Source organism: Micromonospora sp. NPDC005257 (assembly GCF_042872445.1).
GTDB lineage: Bacteria > Actinomycetota > Actinomycetes > Mycobacteriales > Micromonosporaceae > Micromonospora.
On record NZ_JBIAKL010000003.1, the window covers coordinates 148,523 to 171,516 of the forward strand.

21 protein-coding genes are annotated in these 22,994 nt (G+C 71.8%); 10 read left to right on the forward strand and 11 right to left on the reverse strand.

What is annotated here, in order from left to right; translation table 11 throughout:
- Positions 1-774 precede the first annotated feature (774 nt).
- Positions 775-1,725 (forward strand): N-acetylmuramoyl-L-alanine amidase, encoded by a 951-nt coding sequence (locus ACFYO8_RS07515; protein ID WP_387187916.1) that lies wholly within the window; start codon positions 775-777, stop codon positions 1,723-1,725.
- Between the two features lie 46 nt (positions 1,726-1,771).
- On the opposite strand, the gene dnaE is transcribed toward ACFYO8_RS07515, so the two are convergent.
- Entirely contained in the window at positions 1,772-5,305 is a 3,534-nt protein-coding gene (gene dnaE, locus ACFYO8_RS07520; protein WP_354867023.1) for a DNA polymerase III subunit alpha, read from the reverse strand.
- 184 nt (positions 5,306-5,489) lie between these two features.
- On the opposite strand from dnaE, the gene ACFYO8_RS07525 reads away from it, so the two are divergent.
- From ACFYO8_RS07525 to ACFYO8_RS07540, 4 genes are all read left to right on the forward strand, one after another.
- Positions 5,490-5,831 (forward strand): PadR family transcriptional regulator, encoded by a 342-nt coding sequence (locus ACFYO8_RS07525; protein ID WP_387256867.1) that lies wholly within the window; start codon positions 5,490-5,492, stop codon positions 5,829-5,831.
- Positions 5,828-6,772, forward strand: coding sequence for a permease prefix domain 1-containing protein (locus ACFYO8_RS07530; protein WP_355095327.1), 945 nt, complete (start codon positions 5,828-5,830; stop codon positions 6,770-6,772). Before ACFYO8_RS07525 ends, ACFYO8_RS07530 begins: the two co-directional genes overlap by 4 nt.
- A gap of 140 nt (positions 6,773-6,912) precedes the next feature.
- A complete protein-coding gene (locus tag ACFYO8_RS07535; RefSeq protein WP_357706850.1) occupies positions 6,913-7,452 on the forward strand; it encodes an RNA polymerase sigma factor in 540 nt (179 codons plus the stop codon).
- On the forward strand, positions 7,445-8,008 hold the full coding sequence (locus ACFYO8_RS07540) for a hypothetical protein (protein WP_357706852.1): 564 nt from the start codon (positions 7,445-7,447) through the stop codon (positions 8,006-8,008). The genes ACFYO8_RS07535 and ACFYO8_RS07540 overlap by 8 nt, the downstream gene beginning before the upstream one ends.
- A 9-nt stretch (positions 8,009-8,017) precedes the next feature.
- Here ACFYO8_RS07540 and ACFYO8_RS07545 read toward each other — a convergent pair whose 3' ends face one another.
- Positions 8,018-9,367 (reverse strand): protein kinase, encoded by a 1,350-nt coding sequence (locus ACFYO8_RS07545; protein ID WP_355097421.1) that lies wholly within the window; start codon positions 9,365-9,367, stop codon positions 8,018-8,020.
- A 118-nt stretch (positions 9,368-9,485) separates the two neighbouring features.
- Here ACFYO8_RS07545 and ACFYO8_RS07550 point away from each other — a divergent pair, with 118 nt between their 5' ends.
- A complete protein-coding gene (locus ACFYO8_RS07550; RefSeq protein WP_357706854.1) occupies positions 9,486-10,082 on the forward strand; it encodes a hypothetical protein in 597 nt (198 codons plus the stop codon).
- A gap of 51 nt (positions 10,083-10,133) precedes the next feature.
- Here ACFYO8_RS07550 and ACFYO8_RS07555 read toward each other — a convergent pair whose 3' ends face one another.
- Positions 10,134-10,691, reverse strand: a complete 558-nt coding sequence (locus tag ACFYO8_RS07555) for a GNAT family protein (protein ID WP_354867037.1) — start codon at positions 10,689-10,691, stop codon at positions 10,134-10,136.
- 87 nt (positions 10,692-10,778) lie between these two features.
- On the opposite strand from ACFYO8_RS07555, the gene ACFYO8_RS07560 reads away from it, so the two are divergent.
- The 4 genes from ACFYO8_RS07560 (at position 10,779) to ACFYO8_RS07575 (ending at position 14,776) form a co-directional block, all read left to right on the forward strand.
- Positions 10,779-12,068 carry a sensor histidine kinase gene (locus ACFYO8_RS07560; RefSeq protein WP_355097309.1) on the forward strand — a complete coding sequence of 430 codons (1,290 nt, stop codon included), beginning with the start codon at positions 10,779-10,781 and terminating at the stop codon, positions 12,066-12,068.
- On the forward strand, positions 12,065-12,742 hold the full coding sequence (locus ACFYO8_RS07565) for a response regulator transcription factor (protein ID WP_357706857.1): 678 nt from the start codon (positions 12,065-12,067) through the stop codon (positions 12,740-12,742). Before ACFYO8_RS07560 ends, ACFYO8_RS07565 begins: the two co-directional genes overlap by 4 nt.
- 82 nt (positions 12,743-12,824) lie before the next feature.
- Positions 12,825-13,718, forward strand: a complete 894-nt coding sequence (locus tag ACFYO8_RS07570) for an ATP-binding cassette domain-containing protein (RefSeq protein WP_354867043.1) — start codon at positions 12,825-12,827, stop codon at positions 13,716-13,718.
- Positions 13,715-14,776: an ABC transporter permease gene (locus ACFYO8_RS07575; RefSeq protein ID WP_354867045.1), complete on the forward strand. Its 1,062-nt coding sequence runs from the start codon at positions 13,715-13,717 to the stop codon at positions 14,774-14,776. Before ACFYO8_RS07570 ends, ACFYO8_RS07575 begins: the two co-directional genes overlap by 4 nt.
- A 381-nt stretch (positions 14,777-15,157) precedes the next feature.
- Here ACFYO8_RS07575 and ACFYO8_RS07580 read toward each other — a convergent pair whose 3' ends face one another.
- The 8 genes from ACFYO8_RS07580 to pgsA form a co-directional block, all read right to left on the reverse strand.
- On the reverse strand, positions 15,158-16,819 hold the full coding sequence (locus ACFYO8_RS07580) for a recombinase family protein (protein ID WP_355096299.1): 1,662 nt from the start codon (positions 16,817-16,819) through the stop codon (positions 15,158-15,160).
- A 20-nt stretch (positions 16,820-16,839) separates the two neighbouring features.
- Complete coding sequence (locus tag ACFYO8_RS07585) at positions 16,840-17,589, reverse strand: YebC/PmpR family DNA-binding transcriptional regulator (RefSeq protein ID WP_355096301.1); 750 nt, start codon at positions 17,587-17,589, stop codon at positions 16,840-16,842.
- Positions 17,590-17,819: 230 nt separating this feature from the next.
- Positions 17,820-18,425, reverse strand: coding sequence for a pyridoxal 5'-phosphate synthase glutaminase subunit PdxT (gene pdxT / locus ACFYO8_RS07590; protein WP_355096302.1), 606 nt, complete (start codon positions 18,423-18,425; stop codon positions 17,820-17,822).
- Between the two features lie 7 nt (positions 18,426-18,432).
- Positions 18,433-19,344 carry a pyridoxal 5'-phosphate synthase lyase subunit PdxS gene (pdxS, locus tag ACFYO8_RS07595; protein WP_355096304.1) on the reverse strand — a complete coding sequence of 304 codons (912 nt, stop codon included), beginning with the start codon at positions 19,342-19,344 and terminating at the stop codon, positions 18,433-18,435.
- Between the two features lie 125 nt (positions 19,345-19,469).
- Complete coding sequence (locus ACFYO8_RS07600) at positions 19,470-19,973, reverse strand: hypothetical protein (protein ID WP_354867051.1); 504 nt, start codon at positions 19,971-19,973, stop codon at positions 19,470-19,472.
- An 83-nt stretch (positions 19,974-20,056) separates the two neighbouring features.
- Entirely contained in the window at positions 20,057-21,217 is a 1,161-nt protein-coding gene (locus tag ACFYO8_RS07605; protein WP_355096857.1) for a glycosyltransferase family 4 protein, read from the reverse strand.
- Positions 21,218-21,226: 9 nt separating this feature from the next.
- Positions 21,227-22,156 (reverse strand): phosphatidylinositol mannoside acyltransferase, encoded by a 930-nt coding sequence (locus ACFYO8_RS07610; protein WP_357706861.1) that lies wholly within the window; start codon positions 22,154-22,156, stop codon positions 21,227-21,229.
- Positions 22,153-22,773: a phosphatidylinositol phosphate synthase gene (gene pgsA, locus ACFYO8_RS07615; RefSeq protein ID WP_354867057.1), complete on the reverse strand. Its 621-nt coding sequence runs from the start codon at positions 22,771-22,773 to the stop codon at positions 22,153-22,155. Before pgsA ends, ACFYO8_RS07610 begins: the two co-directional genes overlap by 4 nt.
- Between the last annotated feature and the right edge of the window lie 221 nt (positions 22,774-22,994).

Sequence of the window (22,994 nt, forward strand, 5' to 3'; positions counted from 1 at the left end):
GGAACGGGTCGGGACGCAGCGGCCCGCGACCGCCGGAGGCGACTCCCGCATGAAGGAACTCTTCATCAAAGATTCAGCTAATGCAAGGTATCGACATCGACGAGCGTCACGCTATAAGGTGCGGCGAACCGGCGACGTGATCACAGTCGCCCCATGTAGTCGACGAGGAGTGACGTGACAATTCGGAGACCCTCGCGTCGGGTGAGCACCCTGCTCGGCGGCGCCATGATCTTCACGATCGCCCTAACCGGCCAGCCGGCCCAGGCAGCGCCGCAGCACGGCGCGCAGCCGCTCGCCGCCGCCTTCGACCGGGCCGCAGCCGGCTCCGACGTGCCGCGCGACCTGCTCGCCGCGCTCGGGTACGCCGAAACCCGCCTGGACGGCCACCGCGGCGCGCCCAGCGCCTCCGGCGGATACGGCGTGATGCACCTGACCAGCAACCCGAAGGTGCGGACCCTCGACGAGGCCGCGCGCCGGACCCGGCTGGACCGCGCCGAACTGCGTACCCGGGACGCCGCGAACGTGGCCGGCGCGGCGGCGGTCCTGCGGTCGTACGCCGACGAGGCCGGCCTCACCGCGGCGCAGCGAGACGACGTCAACCAGTGGTACGGCCCGATCGCCCGGTACGGGGGAGCGACAGACCCGGCCACCGCCCGGCTGTACGCCGACGCCGTGTACGACCTGCTCGCCAGGGGCTTCATCGCGACCACCGCCACCGGCGAGGTCAGTGTGGACGGCCGCCCGGTCGCACCCCAGCGGGGCCGGTACACCGACGTGGCGCCGCTGGGCACCGGCGACTTCGGCACCCTGAGCACCGACTACGGCCCGGCGGCCTGGGTGCCGGCCAACTCGGCCAACTACACGGCCTCCAGCCGCGAGTCGGCGTACCCGATCAACTACATCGTCATCCACACCATGCAGGGCAGCTACTCCGGATCGATCAGCTGGTTCCAGAACGCCGCCGCCAGCGCCAGCGCGCACTACCTGCTCCGCTCCTCCGACGGCGCGGTGACCCAGATGGTGCGGGACAAGGACATCGCCTGGCACGCGGGCAACTGGACCTACAACACCCAGTCGATCGGCATCGAGCACGAGGGGTACGTCGACAACGCCTCCTGGTACACCGACGCGATGTACCGGTCGTCGGCGGCGCTGACCCGGTTCCTGTGCGACAAGTACGGCATCCCGAAGACCCGCACCAACATCATCGGGCACAACCAGGTGCCGGGCGCCACGCACACCGACCCGGGTCCGAACTGGAACTGGACCTACTACATGCAGCTCGTCACCGGCGACACCACGCCCCCGCCGACCGCCTGGTCGACGATCGTGGACAACACCACCGCCGGCCGCTTCACCGCGAGCGCCAACTGGAGCACCTCGACGTACTCGGCGCAGCGCTACGGCGCCGACTACCGGTACGCCAACCCGGTCGCGGCCAGCGACACCGCCTGGTACAAGGTGAACATCCCGGCGACGGCCACCTACCGGGTGGAGGTCTGGTACCCGGCCGTCGCGGGCTACAACACCTCCACGCCGTACATCGTGGCGACCACCAGTGGCAACCAGACGGTCGCGGTGAACCAGACGGCGAACGGCGGTTCGTGGCGTTCGCTGGGCACCTTCACGCTGGCCGCCGGGGACGCCAACAAGGTGGGTGTCAGCCGGTGGTCCGGCAGCACCGGGTACGTGATCGCCGACGCCATCCGCATCACCCGCGTCTAGCGGTACGCCCCCCGGCCCGGCGTCGTGCCGGGGGCGCTCGGCCCGGTCAGCTCACGTTGGCCGGGCCGAGCACGCTCTTCAGGTCACCCATCAGCGCGGTGGTGGGCGCGACCCGGAACGGGCCGAGGCGCAGCGTGGTGACCTTGCCGCCGTTGAGCAGCTTGACGTGCACCTCGGTGTCGCCGGGGTGCAGCACGAGCGTCTCCTTGAGCCGTTCCACGAGCGGCGGCGTGCAGCGGTGCACCGGGATGGTCAGCGTGACCGGCTTGTTCGCCGGGTTGCTGGTGACGTCCGGCATGGACATGTCCATCGCCATGATCCGCGGGGTGTCGTCGCGCCGGTCCACCCGGCCCTTGACCACCACGATGGCGTCCTCGGCGATGTACTGCCCGATCACCTCGTACGTGTTCGGGAAGAACAACGTCTCCACGCCGCCGGCCAGGTCCTCCAGGGTGGCCGACGCCCAGGCCCGGCCCTGCTTGGTGACCCGGCGCTGCACACCGGACAGGATGCCCGCCAGGGTGACCACCGCGCCGTCGGGCACCGTGCCCTCCTCGGACAGCGCGGCGATGGTGGTGTCGGCGGCCGCGCCGAGCACGTGTTCCAGGCCGAACAGCGGGTGGTCGGAGACGTACAGGCCGAGCATCTCGCGCTCGAACGCGAGCTTGTCGCGCTTGTCCCACTCCCCCTCGCCGATGATCGGCATGACCGTGGTGGTGCCGCCGGTCTCCGCCTCGCCGAAGCCGGCGCCGAACAGGTCGTACTGGCCGACCGCCTCCTTGCGCTTGACGTCGGCGTACGCGTCGATGGCGTCGGCGTGCACCGCGAGCAGGCCCTTGCGCGGGTGCTTGAGGGAGTCGAACGCCCCGGCCTTGATCAGCGATTCGATGGTCTTCTTGTTGCAGACCACGGCGTCGACCTTGGACAGGAAGTCGTAGAAGTCGGCGTAGTCGCCCTTCTCCTCGCGGCATCGCATGATCGAGGCGACCACGTTCGCGCCGACGTTGCGTACCGCGCCGAGGCCGAAGCGGATCTCCTTGCCGACCGGGGTGAACGGCCCGGCGGAGGTGTTCACGTCCGGCGGCAGCACCTGGATGCGCATCCGGCGGCACTCGGAGAGGTAGAGCGCCATCTTGTCCTTGTCGTCACCGACGGAGGTGAGCAGGGCGGCCATGTACTCGGCCGGGTAGTGCGCCTTGAGGTAGGCGGTCCAGTAGGAGACCAGTCCGTACGCGGCGGAGTGCGCCTTGTTGAACGCGTAGCCGGCGAACGGGACCAGCACGTCCCACACGGCCTGGACGGCCTCGTCGGAGTAGCCGCGCTCGCGGCAGCCGTCCCGGAACGGGATGAACTCCTTGTCCAGGATCTCCTTCTTCTTCTTACCCATCGCCCGGCGCAGCAGGTCGGCCTGGCCGAGCGTGTAGCCGGCGAGGATCTGCGCGGCGCGCTGCACCTGCTCCTGGTAGACGATCAGGCCGTGCGTGGGCGCGAGGATCTCGCGCAGCGGCTCCTCCAGCTCCGGGTGGATCGGGGTGATCTCCTGGAGCCCGTTCTTGCGCAGCGCGTAGTTGGTGTGCGAGTCCACGCCCATCGGGCCGGGCCGGTAGAGCGCCAGGACGGCGGAGATGTCCTCGAAGTTGTCCGGCTTCATCAGCCGCAGCAGCGAGCGCATGGGCCCGCCGTCGAGCTGGAACACGCCGAGCGTGTCACCGCGGGCCAGCAGCTCGTACGCCGCCTTGTCATCCAGCGGCAGACCGAGCAGGTCCAGCTCCCGGCCGTGGTTGAGCTGGATGTTCTTCACCGCGTCGTCGATGATCGTCAGGTTGCGCAGGCCGAGGAAGTCCATCTTCAGCAGCCCGAGCGACTCGCAGGTCGGGTAGTCGAACTGCGTGATGATGACGCCGTCGGAGTCGCGCCGCATCAGCGGGATGTGCTCGATGATCGGCTCGGCGGACATGATGACGCCAGCCGCGTGCACACCGGTCTGCCGGATCAGGCCCTCGATGCCCTTGGCCGTCTCGATGACCTTCTTGACGTCCGGGTCGGACTCGTAGAGGCCGCGGATCTCGCCCGCCTCGGCGTAGCGGGGGTGCTTCGGGTCGAAGATGCCGGACAGTGGGATGTCCTTGCCCATCACCGCCGGGGGCATGGCCTTGGTGATCCGGTCGCCGACCGCGTACGGGAAGCCGAGCACCCGGGCCGAGTCCTTGATCGCGGCCTTCGCCTTGATCGTGCCGAACGTAGCGATCTGCGCGACCTTGTCCTCGCCCCACTTGTCGGTCACGTACTTGATGACCTCGCCGCGCCGGCGCTCGTCGAAGTCGATGTCGACATCCGGCATGGAGACGCGCTCGGGATTGAGGAACCGCTCGAAGATCAGGCCGTGCGGGATCGGGTCGAGGTCGGTGATGCCCAGCGCGTACGCCACGAGCGAGCCGGCCGCCGAGCCACGCCCCGGTCCGACCGCGATGCCCTGGCTCTTGGCCCACTGGATGAAGTCGGCGACCACGAGGAAGTACGACGGGAAGCCCATCTGGATGATGACGCCCAGCTCGTACTCGGCCTGGACGACGTGGCCCTCCGGGATGCCGTTCGGGAAGCGGCGCGCCAGGCCGGCGAACGTCTCCTTGCGGAACCAGGACTCCTCGGTCTCGCCCTCGGGGATGGGGAACCGCGGCATCAGGTTGTGGAACGTGAACATGCCCGCCGGGTCGACCTTCTCGGCCACCAGCAGCGTGTTGCGGCAGCCCTGCTGCCACAGCTCGGAGGAGTCGACGGCGCGCATCTGGTCGGCGGACTTGACGAAGTAGCCGCCGCCCTCGAAGCGGAACCGGTTCGGGTCGGCCACGTTGCTGCCGGTCTGTACGCAGAGCAGCACGTCGTGCGCCTCGGCCTGCGCCTCGTGGGTGTAGTGCGAGTCGTTGGTGACCACCGGCGGGATGTCGAGCTTGCGGGCGATCTCGGTGAGCCCTTCGCGGACCCGGCGCTCGATGTCGAGGCCGTGGTCCATGATCTCCAGGAAGTAGTTGTCCTTGCCGAAGATGTCCTGGTATGCGGCGGCGACCTTGAGCGCCTCGTCGAACTGGCCGAGCCGCAGCCGGGTCTGCACCGCGCCGGACGGGCAGCCGGTGGTGGCCATGATGCCCTCGGCGTGCTCGGCGATCAGCTCCATGTCCATCCGGGGCCACTTCACGTAGTGGCCCTCCATGGAGGCGCGCGAGTTGAGCTTGAACAGGTTCTGCAGGCCGTCGCGGTTCTTCGCCCACATGGTCATGTGGGTGATCGCGCCGTTGCCGGAGACGTCGTCGCTCTTCTGCTCGGGGCGGCCCCACTTGACCCGGGCCTTGTGGAAGCGCGACTCCGGCGCGACGTACGCCTCGACGCCGAGGATGGGTTTGACCCCGGCGTCCATGGCCTGCTTGTAGAAGTCGTTCGCGCCGTGCATGTTGCCGTGGTCGGTGATCGCCACCGCCGGCATGCCGAGCCGCGCCGCCTCGGCGAAGAGGTCCTTGAGCCGGGCCGCCCCGTCGAGCATCGAGTACTCGGTGTGTACGTGCAGATGCGCGAACGAATCGCCCATGCGTGGCGCCCCCCGGGTTGTGGATCAAGCTGCGTCGGAGTCGACCGACCCACCCTACCGAGGTGATCGTGCGGGCTCCACCGTCCGCGCCGAGGGTGGTCCGGGTCTCTCCGACCGGCCGGTGTGCGACACGCGATGTTCTTCTCCATTGCAATAGTGTGTGGCACACACTATCGTGTTGGGCATGGTCAGCGAAGAGGTCCTCCGGACCCATCTCCAGGAGCTACGCCGCGGCACTGTCGTGGTGGCCAGCCTGGTCGCCCTGCGCCGCCCCGACTACGGCTACGCCCTGCTGCAACGGCTGGCCACGCACGGCTTCGCGGTCGACGCGAACACGCTCTATCCGCTGCTGCGCCGGCTGGAGGACCAGGGCCTGCTGACCAGCGAGTGGAACACCGAGGAGAGCCGGCCGCGCAAGTTCTACCGGACCAGCGCCGACGGCGACGCCGTGCTGAACCGGCTGCTCGACGACATGACCGCGACGCGGGCGTCCGTCACCGTACTGATCGAAGGAGCGGAACGATGAGTTCCCTGACCGACCGTTACGTCGCCGCCACCATGCGGGCCGTGCCCGCGCAACGCCGCCTGGAGATCGCCGAGGAGCTGCGCGGCTCCATCGCCGACATGATCGACGACCGGACCTCGGGCGGGCAGGACCACGCCTCGGCCGAGCGCGAGGTGCTCACCGAGCTGGGCCACCCCGAGAAGCTCGCGGCCCGCTACAGCGACCGCACCCTGCAACTCATCGGCCCGCGCTACTACCTGGCCTGGTGGCGGCTGCTGCGGCTGCTGCTCACCTGGATCCCGGCGATCGTCGGCGTGCTCACCGGCTTGGCCAAGGCGCTGCTCGACGGCGAGCCGGGCGCGGCGATCGGGGCGGCCGTCGTCGCCGCGGTGCAGACCGCGGTGCAGATCGCGTTCTGGGTCACGCTGGTGTTCGCCGTGCTGGAACGCACCCGGACCCCGCTCGGGCTGCCCGAGTGGACCGTCGACCAGCTCCCCGAGGAGACCCGGGAACGGCAGATCAGCCACTCCGACAGCATCGCCTCCGTGGTGTTCCTGCTCGCCACCATCGGCCTCCTGGTCGGCCAGCACTTCCAGCGCTGGACCACCGACAACGGCACCCGGCTGCCGGCGCTCGACCCGGCGCTCTGGAGCTTCTGGCTGCCGGTCCTGATCGTGGTGCTGCTGGCCACCGTCGGCCTGGAGATCGCCAAGTACCGGTCCGGGCGGTGGACCTGGCCGCTGGTGGCGGTCAACGCGGTGCTCAACGTGGCCTTCGCCGCCCCGGTGCTCTGGCTGCTCGCCACCGACCGGCTGCTCAACCCGGAGCTGGTCGAGCGGTTCGCCTGGCTGCGGGACGGCGGGACCGTCGAGTTCGCCCGGGTGGCGAGCGCGGTGGTCGTGCTGGTCGCGATCTGGGACGTGATCGAAAGCGCGGTCAAGGCCGGCCGCGCCACCCGCTGAAGTCGGGCCGATCCTCCGGCCGTCCCGGCACCGTCGGCGCCGGGACGGCCGGCCGTCGGCTGCCCGACTCAGCGGCGGCGGCGCGGCCACCCCGGGCATAGCCTGATCTCCCGCACCACCGGCGAGCACTGGACACCCTGATGCCCCTCCCCGACGGCACGGACGAGCTGGCCCGCTCGGCCGCACGCGGCGACCGGCAGGCACTCGACGCGCTGCTGGCCGCCGTCCGGCCGGACGTGCTGCGCCAGTGCGCTCGCCTGCTGCCCCACCGGCAGGACGCCGAGGAGGCCTGCCAGGACGCCCTGCTCGCGCTCGCCCAGGGGATCGCCGGGTTCGAGGGGCGGTCGTCGTTCGACACCTGGCTGTACCGGATCACCGCCAACCGGGCCCGCTCCACCTACCGCACGTTGCGGCGACGGTGGCAGCGGGAGGCCGGCGGGGTTCCGCTGCCGGACCCGCCCGACCCCCGCCGGACCAGCGTGGTCGCCGGCACCCGGCTCGACCTGCTGGACGCGCTCGACGCGATCCCCCCGGACCTCGCCGAGGCGGTGACTCTGCGCGACGTGCTCGGGCTGAGCTACCGGGAGATCGCCGGCCTGCTCGGCGTGCCGGAGGGCACCGTCAAGTCCCGCATCCACGAGGCCCGGCGGCAACTGCGGCTGCGGCTGTCCGATGCGTGAGCCGGCCCGCCGCCGGGGCGGCGTCGCGCTCGTCGCGCTCGCCGCCCTCGCCGGGACGCCCGCCTGCGCCGACCGCCCGGTCTCGCCACTTCCGGCACGGCCGGCGGTGACCAGCGCCGTCGCCACCGCGCCGCCCACCGCCGCGATCCCACCCCGGCCCACCCCGGCGCCGCAGGCGAGCACGCCGGTGCCGGCCCCGTCGAGCAGACCGGCGGTCCCACGTACGCGGCCACGACCACCGGCCGCGCCCCGGAGCACCCGGCCCGCCCGACCGGTACGCACCACCGCCCCGGCCGCGTGCTTCGGGCCGGTCCGCCACGACCTGATCCTTGCCGAGACCGAACTGGCGCTGGTGAGGTCACTCTGCTTCGCCGCCGGTGGAATCCTGCGGATCCAGGGCATCGGCCCGGGTGAGGTGACAGTGGACCGGGAGGACCTGGTCTCGCAGAGCTACGAGGCCGGGGTGGTGGACATCCGGTTCGTACGCGTCGGCACCGTGGTCGTCACCATCCCGCAGGACGGGCGCGCGTACCCGATCACCATGGTGGTGGTCTGACCGCGCCGCCTACCCGGCCCGCACCCCGGCGAGCACCCCGTCGACGAAGTCCGCGCCCGCGTCCGGCGGCGGGACGAGCTGGACGTAGAGCAGACCGGACCGGCCGGTGGCCGGGCCGGCCGCCTCGACGATCACCGGGCGGGCGGTGGGGCAGGTGTACGTGACCACGGTCCACTCGACGCCGCCCTGCCGGGAACGCCGCGGCGGTGATGCGACGCAGTCGGAGTGCGGCCGTCCGGCGAGGAAGGCCGCCGGACCGGTCCGGCGCGCCGCACCGGTGGAGAGGCCGACGAACGCGCCGGGCAGCGTGGGGTCGGCCACCCAGTTTCCCGGATCCGGGGAGATCACCAGCGCCGGTTCGAGACGGCCGTCGTCGCCGTACTGTCCGGCCCAGCCGGCGCCCTCGGCCCGCCAGCCCGCCGGCAGGATCACGGTCAGCGGTCCACTGCGGCCCACCGCACCGGCCGGGACGGGGTGGATCGCGTCCCCCGCGCTCGTGGCGGCGACGGCGATCGTCACCGCGACCGCGGCGACGGCCGGCAGTGGGCGCGGCGCCCGCCGGGCCGGGGACAGAGCCGGCCCGCCCGCCACCGCGCGCCGCAACGCCCGCCGGAACGCGTCCGCGTCCGGGTGGCGGTCGGCCGGGCGTACGGCGGTGGCGGTCCGCAGCACACCGTCCACAGCCGCCGGCACCCCGGGACGCAGGCGTGAACCGGCCGGCCCGCCCGGTGGGCCCGCCCGGCCGAGCAGCCGCAGTCCCAGGCGGCCCAGTCCGAAGACGTCGGCGCGGGTGTCGACCACCGCCAGCGGGTCGTCCTGCTCCGGCGCCATGTAGCCGGGCGTGCCGGCCCGGGCGGTCAGCCCGGAGGCGACGGCGAGCGCCTTGGCCAGCCCCAGGTCGGCGATGAGCACCCGCTCACCGTCCGGACCGGAGTGGAACAGGACATTGCTCGGTGTCAGGTCCCGGTGCACCACCCGGTGCCGGTGCAGCACCGCCACCCCGGCCGCGATCCCGTCGAGCACCGCCAGGGCCTCCGCCACCGGCAGTGGGCCGCGCGCCAGCCGGTCCCGTAGGCTGCCGCCGTCCGCCCAGGCCAGCACGGCGTACGGACGGCCGTCGGGCAACTCCCCCACGGCGTGCACCCGGACCAGGCGGTCGTGGTCCAGCCGCCGCAGCAGCCGGGCCTCGTCGAGGAACCGTTCCCGCACCCGCAGGTCGTGGCTCCAGTTCTCGGCCAGCACCTTGACCGCGACCCGGCCGGCGAGGGCCGGGTCGTACGCGAGCCAGACCGTGGCGAAGGAGCCCGTGCCGAGCAGGCGCTCCACCCGGTACGCCCCGATCCACGCCGGCGTGATCATCGCACCACCTCCGGGACCGCCACCGGGGCCACCACTTCGACGGTAGACGATCCGCCGAACCGAACCGCCGCGGTCGGAGACCAACAGGACAGGAGAACCCGACGGAAGGAGATCGACCATGAACCGTATCCCGTCCACCGTCCTCGCCTGTCTGCTGGCGCTCGCCGGCGCCGTGCCGGGCGCCGCACCGGTGGCCGCCGGCCCACCGGTGCGCACGGCGGCCGCCGGCGGCGGTGACGGCACGCCGGTGCGCGTCCGGTCGGCTGTCGCGGAGAACGCGGTGCTCAGCGTCCGGGGCGCCGGCCCGTTCCGGATCGGCGCCCGGCTGGACCGGCTCGTCGCTGCCGGGCTGATCGACTGGACGGCGCCCGGCTGCCCCGGAGTGGTGCACGCCGGTGTCACCGGCTCCTGGGCCGGGGCGATCCTGCTGACCTTCCGGGACGCCCGGCTCGTGTCGGTGGGTACGGCCACCGCGCCGCCGCGCTCCCCGGCCGGCGGTTCGGTCGGGATGTCCTTCGCCGAACTGGAGCGCATCTACGGGCCGCGCGGCAGCATGATCCGCAACGACGCGGATGACGCCGAGGCGTACCTGGTCCGGTTCGGGTCGCGGGTCGAACTGTTCAGCGACCACCCGATCCGGCCCGGGGTCGGCTACTACGAGGCCGGTCTGGCGTCGTACGTCGAGCGGGGGTTCCGGCAGGGCTGCTGCTGCTGAGCCACCGGGAACCGCCTGAGCGCGGGCGCGGCCGTCGCGCCGGGCCCGCGCTCAGGCCGCCCGCCACTCCCGGGCCAGCAACGCGTAGACCACCTCGTCGGTCCACTCCCCCTTGACGAACTCGTTCTCCCGCAGGTGCGCCTCCCGGCGCATGCCCAGCCGCTCCAGCACCCGGGCCGAGGCGGTGTTGCGGGCGTCCAGCCGGCCGACGATCCGGTGCAGGCCCAGCCCGTCGAAGCCGATCCGCAGCAGCTCCCGCGCCGCCTCGGTGACGTACCCCCGGCCGGTGTGCGCGGGATGCGCCACGTACCCGATCTCGCCCTGCCGGTGCTCGCCGCTGGCCCAGCTCAGCAGCACGTCCCCGGCGAACTCGCCGGTGTCCGCCACCGTCAGGGCGAGGTTGAGCACGTCACCGGGGGCGCGCAGCGCGGTCCGCCGGACCAGCCGCTCGATGGCGGCGCGGGCGGCGGCGTCGTCGTACGGCTGGTGGTAGAGGTAGCGGGTCACCTCCGGGCGGCCCCGGTAGTCCCGGACCACCGCCAGGTCGTCGGCGGTGAAGGCGCGCAGCAGCAGGCGCTCGGTGCGTATCGGCAGATCGGGCACGAACACCCCGGCAGGCTACGTCGCGGCTGTCGTCCGGCCCACCCGATTACGCCCCGCGCACCGCGCCGGCCGTGTCGGTGGCATGGTCGTACGGTGAGCACCGCACCCACCACCGCCTGGCGCCGGCCGGTTCCCACCGCCGCGCAGCTGCGCGCCGACCTCTGGGTCGGACTCGCGGTCACCGTGCTGGCCCTGTTCGAGCTGACGCTGGCGCACAGCACCGGGGCCTTCCTGCTCGGGCCGCCGCCGAGCCTCGGCGAGCAGGTCGGGTGGACAGTGGCGGTGACCGCCCCGCTCGCCGTACGGCGGCGGTGGCCCGCCACCGTCGCGGTGCTCGTCTCGATCGCGTTCATCGCGGGGCAGGCACGGGCGGTACCGCTCGCCCAGCTCCCGTCGGGCGCGTTGTTCGCCGCCCTTTACACGCTCGGCGCGTGGGGCGCCGACCGGCGGCTGGCCGGGCGGCTGCGCGCCGCCATCATCGTGGCGATGTTCGGCTGGCTCGCGCTGTCCCTCGCGCTGCGGGCGGACCAGATCTCGGCGGCTTCCTTCGCCGACGCCGCCGGCCCGGTGCCGCCGGTGCTCGCGGCGGTGGTGAACGGGGTGTTCTACAACCTGCTGTTCTTCGGGTTCGCCTACTACTCCGGACAGACCGCCTGGGTGGCCGCCCACCGCCGGCACGAACTGCGGGAGCAGGCCGAGCAGTTGCGCCGGTCGCAGGCGGAGGCGCGCGAGCGCGCGGTGATGGGCGAGCGGGTCCGCATCGCCCGGGAGCTGCACGACGTGGTCGCCCACCACGTGTCGGTGATGGGCGTGCAGGCGGCCGCGTGCCGGCGTGTGTTCGACCGCGACCGGGACAAGGCGCGTACCGCGCTGGCCGCCATCGAGGAGACGGCCCGCACCTCGGTCGACGAGCTGCGCCGGATGCTCGGCGTGCTGCGCGACCCGGACGCCGCGGCCGGCGCGGCCACCGCGCTGGAGGACACCGCCGGCCTCGACGAGGTCCGCGCGCTGGTGGACCGGGCCCGGGAGGCCGGGCTGCGGGCCGAACTCGGGGTGTACGGGGAACCGGTGCCGTTGCCGCGCTCGGTGTCGCAGGCAGCGTACCGGACCGTGCAGGAGGCGGTGACGAACGTGGTCAAGCACGCCCACGCGACCACGCTCGACGTGCGCGTCCGCTATCTGGCGAGGGAACTGGAGATCGACGTGAGCGACGACGGACACGGCGGCGCGCCGGCTGCCGGGACCGGGCTCGGCCTGATCGGCATGCGGGAGCGGGTCGCCGCCCACGGCGGTGAGGTGGAGACCGGGCCACGCCCCGGCGGCGGGTTCCGGGTCCGGGCCCGCATGCCGCTGCCGGTCGAGGCCGCCGGGCGGGCGGCGTGAGCGCGCCGGTACGGGTGCTGCTCGTCGACGACCAGCACCTGGTCCGGACCGGCTTCCGGGTGATCCTCGAGGTGGAGGACGACATCGAGGTGGTCGGTGAGGCCGCCGACGGGCAGCGCGGGGTGTCGATGGCGTCCGCGCTGCGGCCGGACGTGGTGCTGATGGACGTGGAGATGCCCGTTCTCGACGGGCTGGAGGCCACCCGCCGGATCACCGCCGACGCGACGCCGGGCGGCCCGGCGGTGCTGATCCTCACCACGTTCGACAGGGACGACTACCTGTTCGCCGCGTTGCGGGCCGGGGCGAGCGGCTTCCTGCTGAAGAACGGCACGCCGGAGGACCTGGTCGAGGCGGTGCGGGTGGTGGCGCGCGGCGAAGGGCTCATCGCGCCGGCGCTCACCCGGCGGGTGATCTCCACGTTCGCCCGGCCCGGCGCGGCGCCGCCGGATCCCCGGCACGACGCGGCGACGGCGGACCTGACCCCGCGCGAGCGGGAGGTGCTGGAGCTGGTCGCGCGCGGGGCCAGCAACGCCGAGATCGCGGACGTCCTGCGCGTCGGGGAGGCGACGGTGAAGACGCACGTCAGCCGCGTGCTGGCCAAGCTCGGGCTGCGCGACCGGGTGCAGGCGGTGGTGTTCGCGTACGAGCACGGCGTGGTGCGCCCCGGGGGATGATGCCCCGTCCCCCGCGCGACGGACCTCGTGATCGCCCTACGGTGGGACGACGGGAGGGACGGCCGGCCGTAGCGTCGGGATCATGACCAGCGTGCTCCGCCTCGACGGCGTCGACCGCAGCTTCGGCGGCCGTCAGGTGCTCAAGGACGTCTCCTTCGACGTGACCGCCGGGCGCATGACCGGATTCGTCGGCGGCAACGGCGCCGGCAAGACCACCACCATGCGGATCGTCCTCGGCGTGCTCGCCCCGGACGCCGGGCAGGTGACGTGGCGGGGGCAGCCGCTCACCCGCGAGGCCCGGGCCCGGTTCGGCTACATGCCCGAGGAACGCGGCCTCTATCCCAAGATGACGCCCCGCGAGCAGGTCATCCACCTCGGCCGCCTGCACGGGCTGGACGCCGCCGGGGCCCGCCGCCGCACCGACGCGCTGCTGGAGCGGGTCGGTCTCGGTGAGCGGGCCGGCGACCTGCTGGAGACGCTGTCGCTGGGCAACCAGCAGCGCGCGCAGATCGCCGCCGCGCTGGTGCACGACCCGGAGGTGCTGATCCTGGACGAGCCGTTCTCCGGGCTCGACCCCCTCGCCGTCGACATGGTGGTGGCGGTGCTGCGGGAACGCGCCGCCGCCGGAGCGCCGGTGCTCTTCTCCAGCCACCAGCTCGACGTGGTGGAACGGCTCTGCGACGACCTGGTGCTCATCGCGGGCGGCACCATCCGGGCCGCGGGCCCGCGCGAGGAGTTGCGCGCCGCGTACACCCTGCCCCGGTTCTCGCTCGTGGTCGACGGCGACGCCGGCTGGCTGCGGGACCAGCCCGGTGTGCGGCTGGTCGACCTCGACGGCGCCCGCGCGGTGGTCGAGGTGGACCCGCCCGCCGACGACCAGGCGGTGCTGCGCGCCGCGCTGGCCCGCGGCCCGGTGCGCGCGTTCGGCCCGGTCACCCCGTCCCTCGCCGAGATCTTCCGAGAGGTCAACCAGTGAACACGATCCAGGCCACCCGGCTGATCGCGGCCCGCGAGATCAAGGTCAAGATCCGCGACAAGACGTTCCTCTACAGCACGCTGATCTTCCTGCTGCTCGCCGTCGTCGCCACCGTGGTGCCGGCGATGCTGAACAGCGGTCCGTCCACCGTGGCGGTGACCGCCGCCGGCGCCGAGCCGCTGCGCGCCGCCGGGCTGGACGTCCTCGTGGTCGCCGACGACGGCGCCGCCGAGCAGGCGGTACGCGACGGCGACGCGGACGCCGCGGTGGTCACCGGTCCGGTCGTGGTCGCCGACGAGCGGGCCCCGGACGACGTGGTCTCCGCGCTCAGCGCGGCCCCGCAGGTACGGCTGCTGGACCCGGACGCGGTGGACCCGCTCCTCGCGTACCTGGTGCCGTTCGCCTTCGCGTTCGTCTTCTTCTTCCTGTCCCAGACGTTCGGGTTGCAGATCGCGCAGAGCGTCACCGAGGAGAAGCAGACCCGGATCGTGGAGATCCTGGTGGCCGCCGTGCCGGCCCGGGCGCTGCTGGCCGGCAAGATCCTCGCCGCCGGCGCGCTGGCGCTGGGGCAGATCACAGTGATCGCGGCCGCCGCGCTGATCGGGATGCGCCTGACCGGCGGCGGTGACCTGCTGGGCCTGATCGCGCCGGCCGTCGGCTGGTTCGTGCCGTTCTTCCTGTGCGGCTTCCTGCTGCTGGCGGCCATGTGGGCGGCCGCCGGGGCGCTGGTGAACCGGCAGGAGGACATCGCCGGGGCGTCCACCCCGGTGCAGCTCGCGGTGATGGCACCGTTCTTCGCGGTGGTGTTCCTCCACGACAACGCCACGGCCATGCGGATCATGTCGTACCTGCCGTTCTCGTCGCCGACCGCGATGCCGGTACGGCTGTTCACCGGCGACGCGGCGACGTGGGAGCCGTTCGTGTCGCTGGCGCTGCTGCTGCTCGCGGCGGCCGGGTTCCTGCTCGCCGGAGCCCGGGTCTACGAGGGCTCGCTGCTACGCACCAACGGGCGGACCTCGGTGCGGGCCGCGTGGCGGCAGCGCGAGCCGATCGCCTGACCCGCGCGATACGCCGAGCGCCGGCCACCCGAGTGGGTGGCCGGCGCTTCGCGCGTCGGGCCGGGGTCAGCCGACCGCTCCTATATCTAGACCGCGTGCCGTGAGGCTTAAGCTCTCTCATAGTCATTCTCTCCTGAAATAGCTGAGGCCCCTACCAGAACGGCAGGGGCCTCAAGGTTGTTCGGTTACTTTGCTGCTTCTCGCTCTTCCCGATACTTAGCCCTGGCGTCAAGGTAGGACTCGTAACGCTCATACTTGCGCTGCTTCTGTACGTCCAGAGCTTCAAGAGCCGCCTCAACTGAACCATGCTTCTTGGTGTATGCCTTAGCAGCGACAATCAGGAAACGATCATCTAACCTGTCCCTTTCTCTATGGGAACTGTTACGCGCTCGACTGAGCCTTAATTCTTGCCGCCAGGTCACCATGCCAGCCGACCCACACATGGCAGCCTCCGGTGTCCTTAGGCTCAAAGTGCACCAGGACACGGTTACCCTCAGTAGCCGTCAGGCTATCCCACCACTGCGAAACAGCCTCAGGCTTCTCGGATTCTGTCATCTTCGCAGCGAAAATCCTTACATCAGACTGACGGAGCAACGCCCTGCGTGCCTCAACATCAGCAGCCGTCCACGCTTCAGCGTAGGTCTGCCCTGTGGACACGTACTCCCATCCGTCCGGACGGGACGGCTTAGCCGCTAGCTCTTCTCGCTGCTGCTCAAGGCTGGAATACATCTGCCTGAACTCAGCGGAACCCTGCTCGCCTCGGTACAGGCCTGCTTTGCGATCCTCCCGCAGCTCACTCATCCGCTCTTCAATGTCCGCTAGCTGCGCTGCTGTGTCGTCACCGGGCACGTACACCTTCCGCATCACGTCCAGATGCCCGACAGTGCCGTAGATGACATCTGAGACAGCCTGCTCGACCTGTTCGGCACGGGGAGCGGCAGCAGTGCAGCCGTTGTTTTTGCGGGTACGTCCCGAGCAACGGTAGTAGCGGTATTCCTGCTTCCTGTCAGGCTTGACCATCCAATGAAAGTGAAGCGGCTCCCCGCACTTCGGGCAGTCCACCTCACCGGACAGCAGCGCATTAGGCGCTGTCCGATGCTTTGGCTTCTTCACGCCGTTAATAGCGTCCTGCAAAGCCGACCAGTCTTCTTTGGAGATCAGCGGCTCACCACGCAGAACCGGATTGCCGTCGTCGTCACGAACAACCCTACGGTTTTCGTCGGTGAGGTAGCCAAGCATGACGGGATTGGTCAGCATCCTCCTGAGAGTCGTGTCAGTCCAAAGCTGAGGAGCTAGCGGCTCGCCGCTGTCCCGATCCTTGCGCGGCTCGCCAGTGTCACGCATAGCCGCATGATCCCTAGGAGACAGCACTTTCTTATTGTTCAGATCCTTGACGAGGCTGAGGATGCTGCTGCCCTTGATGACCTTACGGACCACATCACGCAGGATCGGCGCACTGACCGGATCATGCTCAAGCTCCAACGGTCCTCTAGGGGCACGCTGATAGCCGTACGGCGTCAGGCCTCCTGTTGAACGCTTCTGCTTCCTCAAGCGCTTAACGCGCGCCTGACTACGTGCCTTCATCCGTTGAAGTTCAGCCCTGGCGAACTCTGCCTTGATGAGGAAGTTCAGCCGGAAGCCTTCACCATCGGCAGAGTCAAGCCTGTCGTCATAGCCGATCAGCCGCACAGGTGGCCGGACAACCTTGCCTGTCTCCAAATCCTTGCCCTCTACCACGTCCAGGATCGTCGCTGCGACGTTTAGGCCTTCACGGGACAGCCGGTCTACGTGCCACGCCAATAAAACGTCAGCGCGCCCCTCAACGGCGTCAGCGAGCCATGCCCGGAACTCTGGCCGGTCACGGACGCCACCAGACTTGCCGTCATCGACGTGAAGCGCTACCTCAGCAAAGCCCCTGGCAGCACAAAGCGCCTGAAGATCATCAATCATGCCCTGCTTGGACAGGTTGCGATCATCGGACGCCTTGGACAGCCGGACGTAGAGGCTGGCACGCTGCCCGCGCAGCAGCTCAGTTGGAGTCATGCTGCGCAGGCTAGACAGTCTCAGGCCAGTTGTGCAACTATGTCGTCGGACACGTCGAAGTTGGCGTAGACGTTCTGCACGTCGTCGCAGTCCTCCAGCACGTCGATCAGCTTGAAGATCTTGCGCGCGCCCTCCTCGTCCAGCGGCACGTTCACGCTGGGGATGAGGGAGGACTCGGCCGACTCGTACTCGATGCCGGCGTCCTGCAGGGCGGTGCGGACCGCGATCAGGTCACCCGGCTCGGAGACCACCTCGTACGCCTCACCGAGGTCGTTGACCTCCTCGGCGCCCGCGTCGAGGACTGCCATCATCACGTCGTCCTCGGTCGTGCCGCCCTTGGGGACGATCACCACGCCCTTGCGGGAGAACATGTACGACACCGAGCCGGCGTCGGCCAGCGAGCCGCCGTTGCGGGTCAGCGCGGTGCGCACCTCGGTGGCGGCGCGGTTGCGGTTGTCGGTGAGGCACTCGATCAGCATCGCCACGCCGCTCGGGCCGTAACCCTCGTACATGATCGTCTGCCAGTCGGCGCCGCCGGCCTCCAGGCCGGAGCCGCGCTTGACCGCGCGGTCGATGTTGTCGTTCGGGACCGAGTTCTTCTTCGCCTTCTGGATGGCGTCGTAGAGAGTCGGGTTGCCGGCCGGGTCGCCGCCGCCGGTACGGGCGGCCACCTCGACGTTCTTGATCAGCTTGGCGAACATCTTGCCGCGCTTGGCGTCGATGACCGCCTTCTTGTGCTTGGTCGTCGCCCACTTTGAGTGGCCGGACATCTGTTACCTCCGTTGCTACCCGCCGTCTGCATCGACCGCACCGCACACGCCCCGCTCCCCCACCGGCGCACGTCGAGGTGCTGTGATCTTCGCTGGGGGCCGCGGCGGGCTGATGGCCCTGCCGAATCTCGGCAATCCTACCGGCGGCGGGCGGGTCGCTGTCACGCGCCGCACGGCACCGGCCCGTCCCAGGCCGCCCGAACCGGCACAACAGAGGACGGACCGGGTGCTCAGGAAGCGGCGTGGACGAGTTCCACGAAGTGGCGGTGCAGCCGCAGGTCGCCGGTCAGTTCCGGGTGGAACGAGGTGGCCAGCAGGTTGCCCTGCCGGACCGCGACGATCCGGTCGGCGGCCGGGCCGTCGGTCACCCGGCCGAGCACCTCGACGTCCGGGCCGACCCGCTCGACCCAGGGCGCCCTGATGAACACGGCGTGGAACGGGCCGCCGTCGACGCCGGTGAGCGCCACCGGGGCCTCGAACGAGTCGACCTGACGGCCGAACGCGTTGCGCCGCACCGTCATCTCGATGCCGGCGAAGCCGCGCTGGTCGGGGCGGCCGTCCAGCACCTCGGCCGCCAGCATGATCATCCCGGCGCAGGAGCCGTAGACCGGCATGCCGGCGGCGATCCGCTTGTCGATCGGCTCGCGCATCTCGAAGATGTCCACCAGCTTGCTGATCGTGGTCGACTCGCCGCCGGGCACCACCAGCGCGTCGACCGCGTCCAGCTCGCCGGGGCGCCGCACCGGCCGGGCGTCGGCGCCCGCGCCGGTCAGCGCCGCGACGTGCTCGCGTACGTCGCCCTGCAGGGCGAGCACGCCGATCACCGGTACGGTCACGCCCGGCTCACCAGCCGCGCTCGGCGAGGCGGTGCGGCTGGGGGATCTCGTCGACGTTGATGCCGACCATCGCCTCGCCGAGCCCGCGCGACACCTTGGCGAGCACGTCCGGGTCGTCGTGGAACGTGGTCGCCTTGACGATCGCCGCGGCCCGCTGCGCCGGGTTGCCGGACTTGAAGATGCCCGAGCCGACGAAGACGCCCTCGGCGCCGAGCTGCATCATCATGGCCGCGTCGGCAGGGGTCGCGATGCCGCCCGCGGTGAACAGCACGACCGGCAGCCTGCCCTGCTCCGCGATCTCCTTGACCAACTCGTACGGGGCCTGCAACTCCTTGGCCGCGACGTACAGCTCGTCCTCGGGCAGCGACTGGAGCCGGCGGATCTCCTGCCGGATCTTCCGCATGTGGGTGGTGGCGTTGGAGACGTCCCCGGTGCCCGCCTCGCCCTTCGAGCGGATCATGGCGGCGCCCTCGGTGATCCGGCGCAGCGCCTCGCCCAGGTTCGTCGCCCCGCACACGAACGGGACGGTGAACGCCCACTTGTCGATGTGGTTGGCGTAGTCGGCCGGGGTGAGCACCTCGGACTCGTCGACGTAGTCGACGCCGAGCGCCTGGAGGATCTGCGCCTCGACGAAGTGGCCGATGCGGGCCTTGGCCATCACCGGGATCGACACGGCCTGGATGATGCCGTCGATCATGTCCGGGTCGCTCATCCGGGACACGCCGCCCTGCGCGCGGATGTCGGCCGGCACGCGCTCCAGGGCCATCACCGCGACCGCGCCGGCGTCCTCGGCGATCTTCGCCTGCTCGGCGGTGACCACATCCATGATCACACCGCCCTTGAGCATCTCGGCCATGCCGCGCTTGACGCGGGCGGTGCCGACGGCGGTGGCGGCGGTCGGGGCTGCGGACTCAGACACGGGACATCGCTCCTCGGCGCACTCGGGAGGTGACTGCGCAGGAATGCTATGGCCGGCGCGACGCCGGACCGAGCGCCAATCGGACCCCCGGTGGCCTGCGATGTGGCCGCCGTCACGGGCGACGGTCAGCCGGTGGTCACGTCCGCGGGGGAGGCCAGCGTCGGGTCGTCGATGTCGAAGTAGCGCGGCCACTCCCGCCCGCGTCCCATCCGGAACAGCCGCACCACCGGACGGCCGCGTGCCGAGCGGGCGTCGCGGACCAGATCGGTGTGCACCTGCCGGGCCAGCGCCAGCCGCCGGCTCGCCGCGATCACCGCCGCGCAGGCCGGGTCGTCCGGGTCCAGCCGCACCGCGCGCAACTGCCGGGTCAGGTCGTTCTCCGCCGCCTCGCGCTCCTCCGGCACGGCGTCCAGCGCGATCCTGGCGGCGGCGTACAGCTCCACGCCGTACCGCTGCTCGGCCAGGACCGCGGCGGCGGCCGCGCGGCGCAACAGGTGCGCGTCGAGCGCGCGGGCCGCCGAGTCCGCGCGGACCTGGAGCCGCTGCACCCGGCCGGAGGTCCAGATCAGGTACGCCGAGACCAGCCCGAGCACCACGATCGCGCCCACCACCCACCACATGCCCGGCATCGTAGTGCTGCTCCTCATCCCGGCCGGCCGGCGCGGTGCACCGGCAGACGCGCTCGTCACATCGGCCGCAGCGGCCACCCAGGTCAGCCCAGTCCCGCCCACTCCTGGTCCATGACCCGGCCGTCGGTGGCCTCGATCGCGGCTGCGTATACCTCCAGAACGCGGCGGGCAACCACGGGCCAGTCGAAATTCGCCACCACCTGGTCGCCGCAGGCGGTCAGCCCGGCCCGGCGGCCGGCGTCGTCCAGCAGCTCGGACAACGCCTCGCCCAGCCCGGCGGCGTCACCGGTCGGGAACAGCCGCCCGGCCCGCCCGCCGTCGAGCACCCGGCGGAACGCGTCGAGGTCGCTGGCGACCACGGTGGTGCCGGCGGCCAGCGCCTCGGTGAGGATCATCCCGAAGGACTCCCCGCCGGTGTTCGGTGCGACGTAGAGGTGCACGCTGCGCAACATGCGTGCCTTGTCCGCCTCGGAGACCAGGCCGAGGAACGTGACCCGGTCGCGCAGGCCGGCCGGGAAGCGCCCGTACAGCTCGTCGGCGTCGCCCGGCCCGGCGACCAGCAGGCGCAGCCCGGGACGGTGCGGCGCGAGCGCGACGAACGCGTCCCGCAGGATCGGGAAGCCCTTGCGCGGCTCGGTGAACCGGCCCAGGAACCCGAGCGTGCCGCCGGTGCCCGGGGCGCACTCCCCCGGCCAGCCCGGCAGCGGCGGCACCCCGGCGAACTTCGCCACCGCCACCCCGTTCGGGATCTCCACCGCGCCGCCGTCCATGTGCTCGACCTGCACCTTGCGGGCCAGCGCGCTCACCGCGATCCGGGCGGTGATCCGCTCCAGCACGATCTGGAGCGCGCCCTGCGCGGCCGACAGCACCCGGGAGCGGGTCATCGCGGTGTGGAAGGTGGCCACCACCGGGCCCCGGGCGCAGAGCACGGCCAGCATCGACAGGCTCGGGGTGAGCGGCTCGTGCACGTGCAGCGCGTCGAACTCGCCCCGGGTGATCCAGCGCCGCACCCGGGCGGTGGAGACCGGGCCGAACGCGATCCGGGCCACCGACCCGTTGTACGGCAGCGCCACCGCCCGCCCCGCCGAGACCACGTACGGCGGCAGCGCCGACTCCTCGTCGGCGGGCGCCAGCACGCTCACCTCGTGACCGAGCCCGAGCAGCGCCTCGGCCAGGTCCATGACGTGGTTCTGCACGCCGCCCGGGACGTCGAAGGAATACGGGCACACGATGCCGATCCGCATGGCGTCCCCCTAGACCGTCCCGGTGGTGGCCGGCGGCGCCGACGCGGGCGTGCCGTCCCGGCCCTGGTCCAGCCACATCCGCTGCAACATGTGCCAGTCTTGCGGATGCCGGGCGATGCCCGCCGCCAGACCGTCGGCAATCCGCTGCGTCACCGTGCGCACCCGCGCGTCGAGCGGGGCGCTGTCCGGGTCCGGAAGCGGCAGCGGGCCCTCGAGCGACGCGCACGCGGCGTCCGGTTCGTACCACAGTGAGGCCACGTAGAGCGGCGCGCCGGTGCGGATGGCCAGCAGCGCCGGCCCGGCCGGCATCCGGGTCCGGCCACCGAAGAAGTCCACCTCGACGCCCCGGGCCGACAGGTCCCGGTCGGCGAGCAGGGGCACCACGTACCCGGCGCGCAGCCGGTCCACCAGCACGTCGAACGCGGGACGCGGGCCGCCGCGGTTGGGCAGGATCTCCATCCCCAGCCCTTCCCGGAACCCGACGAACCGCTCGTAGACGCCGTCCGGAAGCCGCTCGGCCACCGTCGTCATCGGCCAGCCGGTGGCCGCCACCCAGGCGCCCGCGGCATCCCAGTTGCCGGCGTGCGGCAGCGCCACCACGGCGCCCCGCCCGGCCGCCACGTCGGCGGCGAGCAGTTCCTGCCCGGCGAGGCGGAACCCGGCGAGGATCTCCGCCCGGCTCAGGCCGGGCAGCCGGAACGCCTCCATCCAGTACCGGGCGTACGAGCGCAGCCCATCGCGCACCAGCGCGTCCAGTTCCGCGTCGGGCATCTGAGGGCCGACCACCCGGCGCAGGTTGGCGCGCAGTCGACGCGTACCCCCGCCGTCCTTGCGGTGGGCGCGGTCGGCGCCCACCCGGAAGGCCGCCGCCGCGACGGGCCGGGGCAGCGCCCGGACCAGGCGCCAGCCCGCGACGAAGCCCGCCTCGGTGAGGTTCACTCCGCGCCGACCCGCTGGGCCTGCCGGTACACGTGGGCCATCCGCTGCCCCACGGTGAAGATCGAGACGGCGGCGAGCAGCCAGAGCGCGATCTCCAGGGCGTGGGGGACGCCGACGCCGGTGAGCAGACCGCCGACACCGACGATGAGCAGCCGCTCGGTGCGCTCGGCGATGCCCACGTTGCAGGTCATCCCGAGGCCCTCGGCGCGGGCCTTGACGTAGGAGACCAGCCCGCCCGCGGCCAGGCAGATCAGCGCCGCAGCCACGCCCGAGTAGTCGTGCTCGGTGGCCAGCCAGTACGCGACAGCGCCGAACACCGCGCTGTCGGCGACCCGGTCCATGCTCGAGTCGAGGAACGCCCCGAAGCGGGTGGATCCGCCGCTCATCCGCGCCATCGTGCCGTCGAGCAGGTCGGTGAGGGCGAAGACCGTGACGATCAGCGCGCCGGCGACCAGATGGCCGCGCGCGCCGAAGCCGAGCGCGCCGGCGAGCACGCCGACGGTGCCGGTCACGGTGACCGCGTTGGGGGACACGCCCGCACGGAGCAGGGTACGGGCGATCGGCTCCACGACGCGGGTCATGCCCGCGCGGGCCGTCACTTGGAAGATCTTCGCCATGGCGGTCCCACGATAACGGCCCGCAACCGTCGGGGACACAGCCGGGCGTGCGACCCGCCCGACGGCCCTTGTGCCCGCACCCGCGCGGGTGTGAGATCGAGCCAGGAGGTGAGCCAGTTCACCGGATCACCGGTCCGCGTTCGCGTCCGGCAGCAGATCACCGGAAGATATCGCCGCGGCGCCCGTCCCGGGTCCGCTCCCCCGTCGCCCGCGGCGGTCGC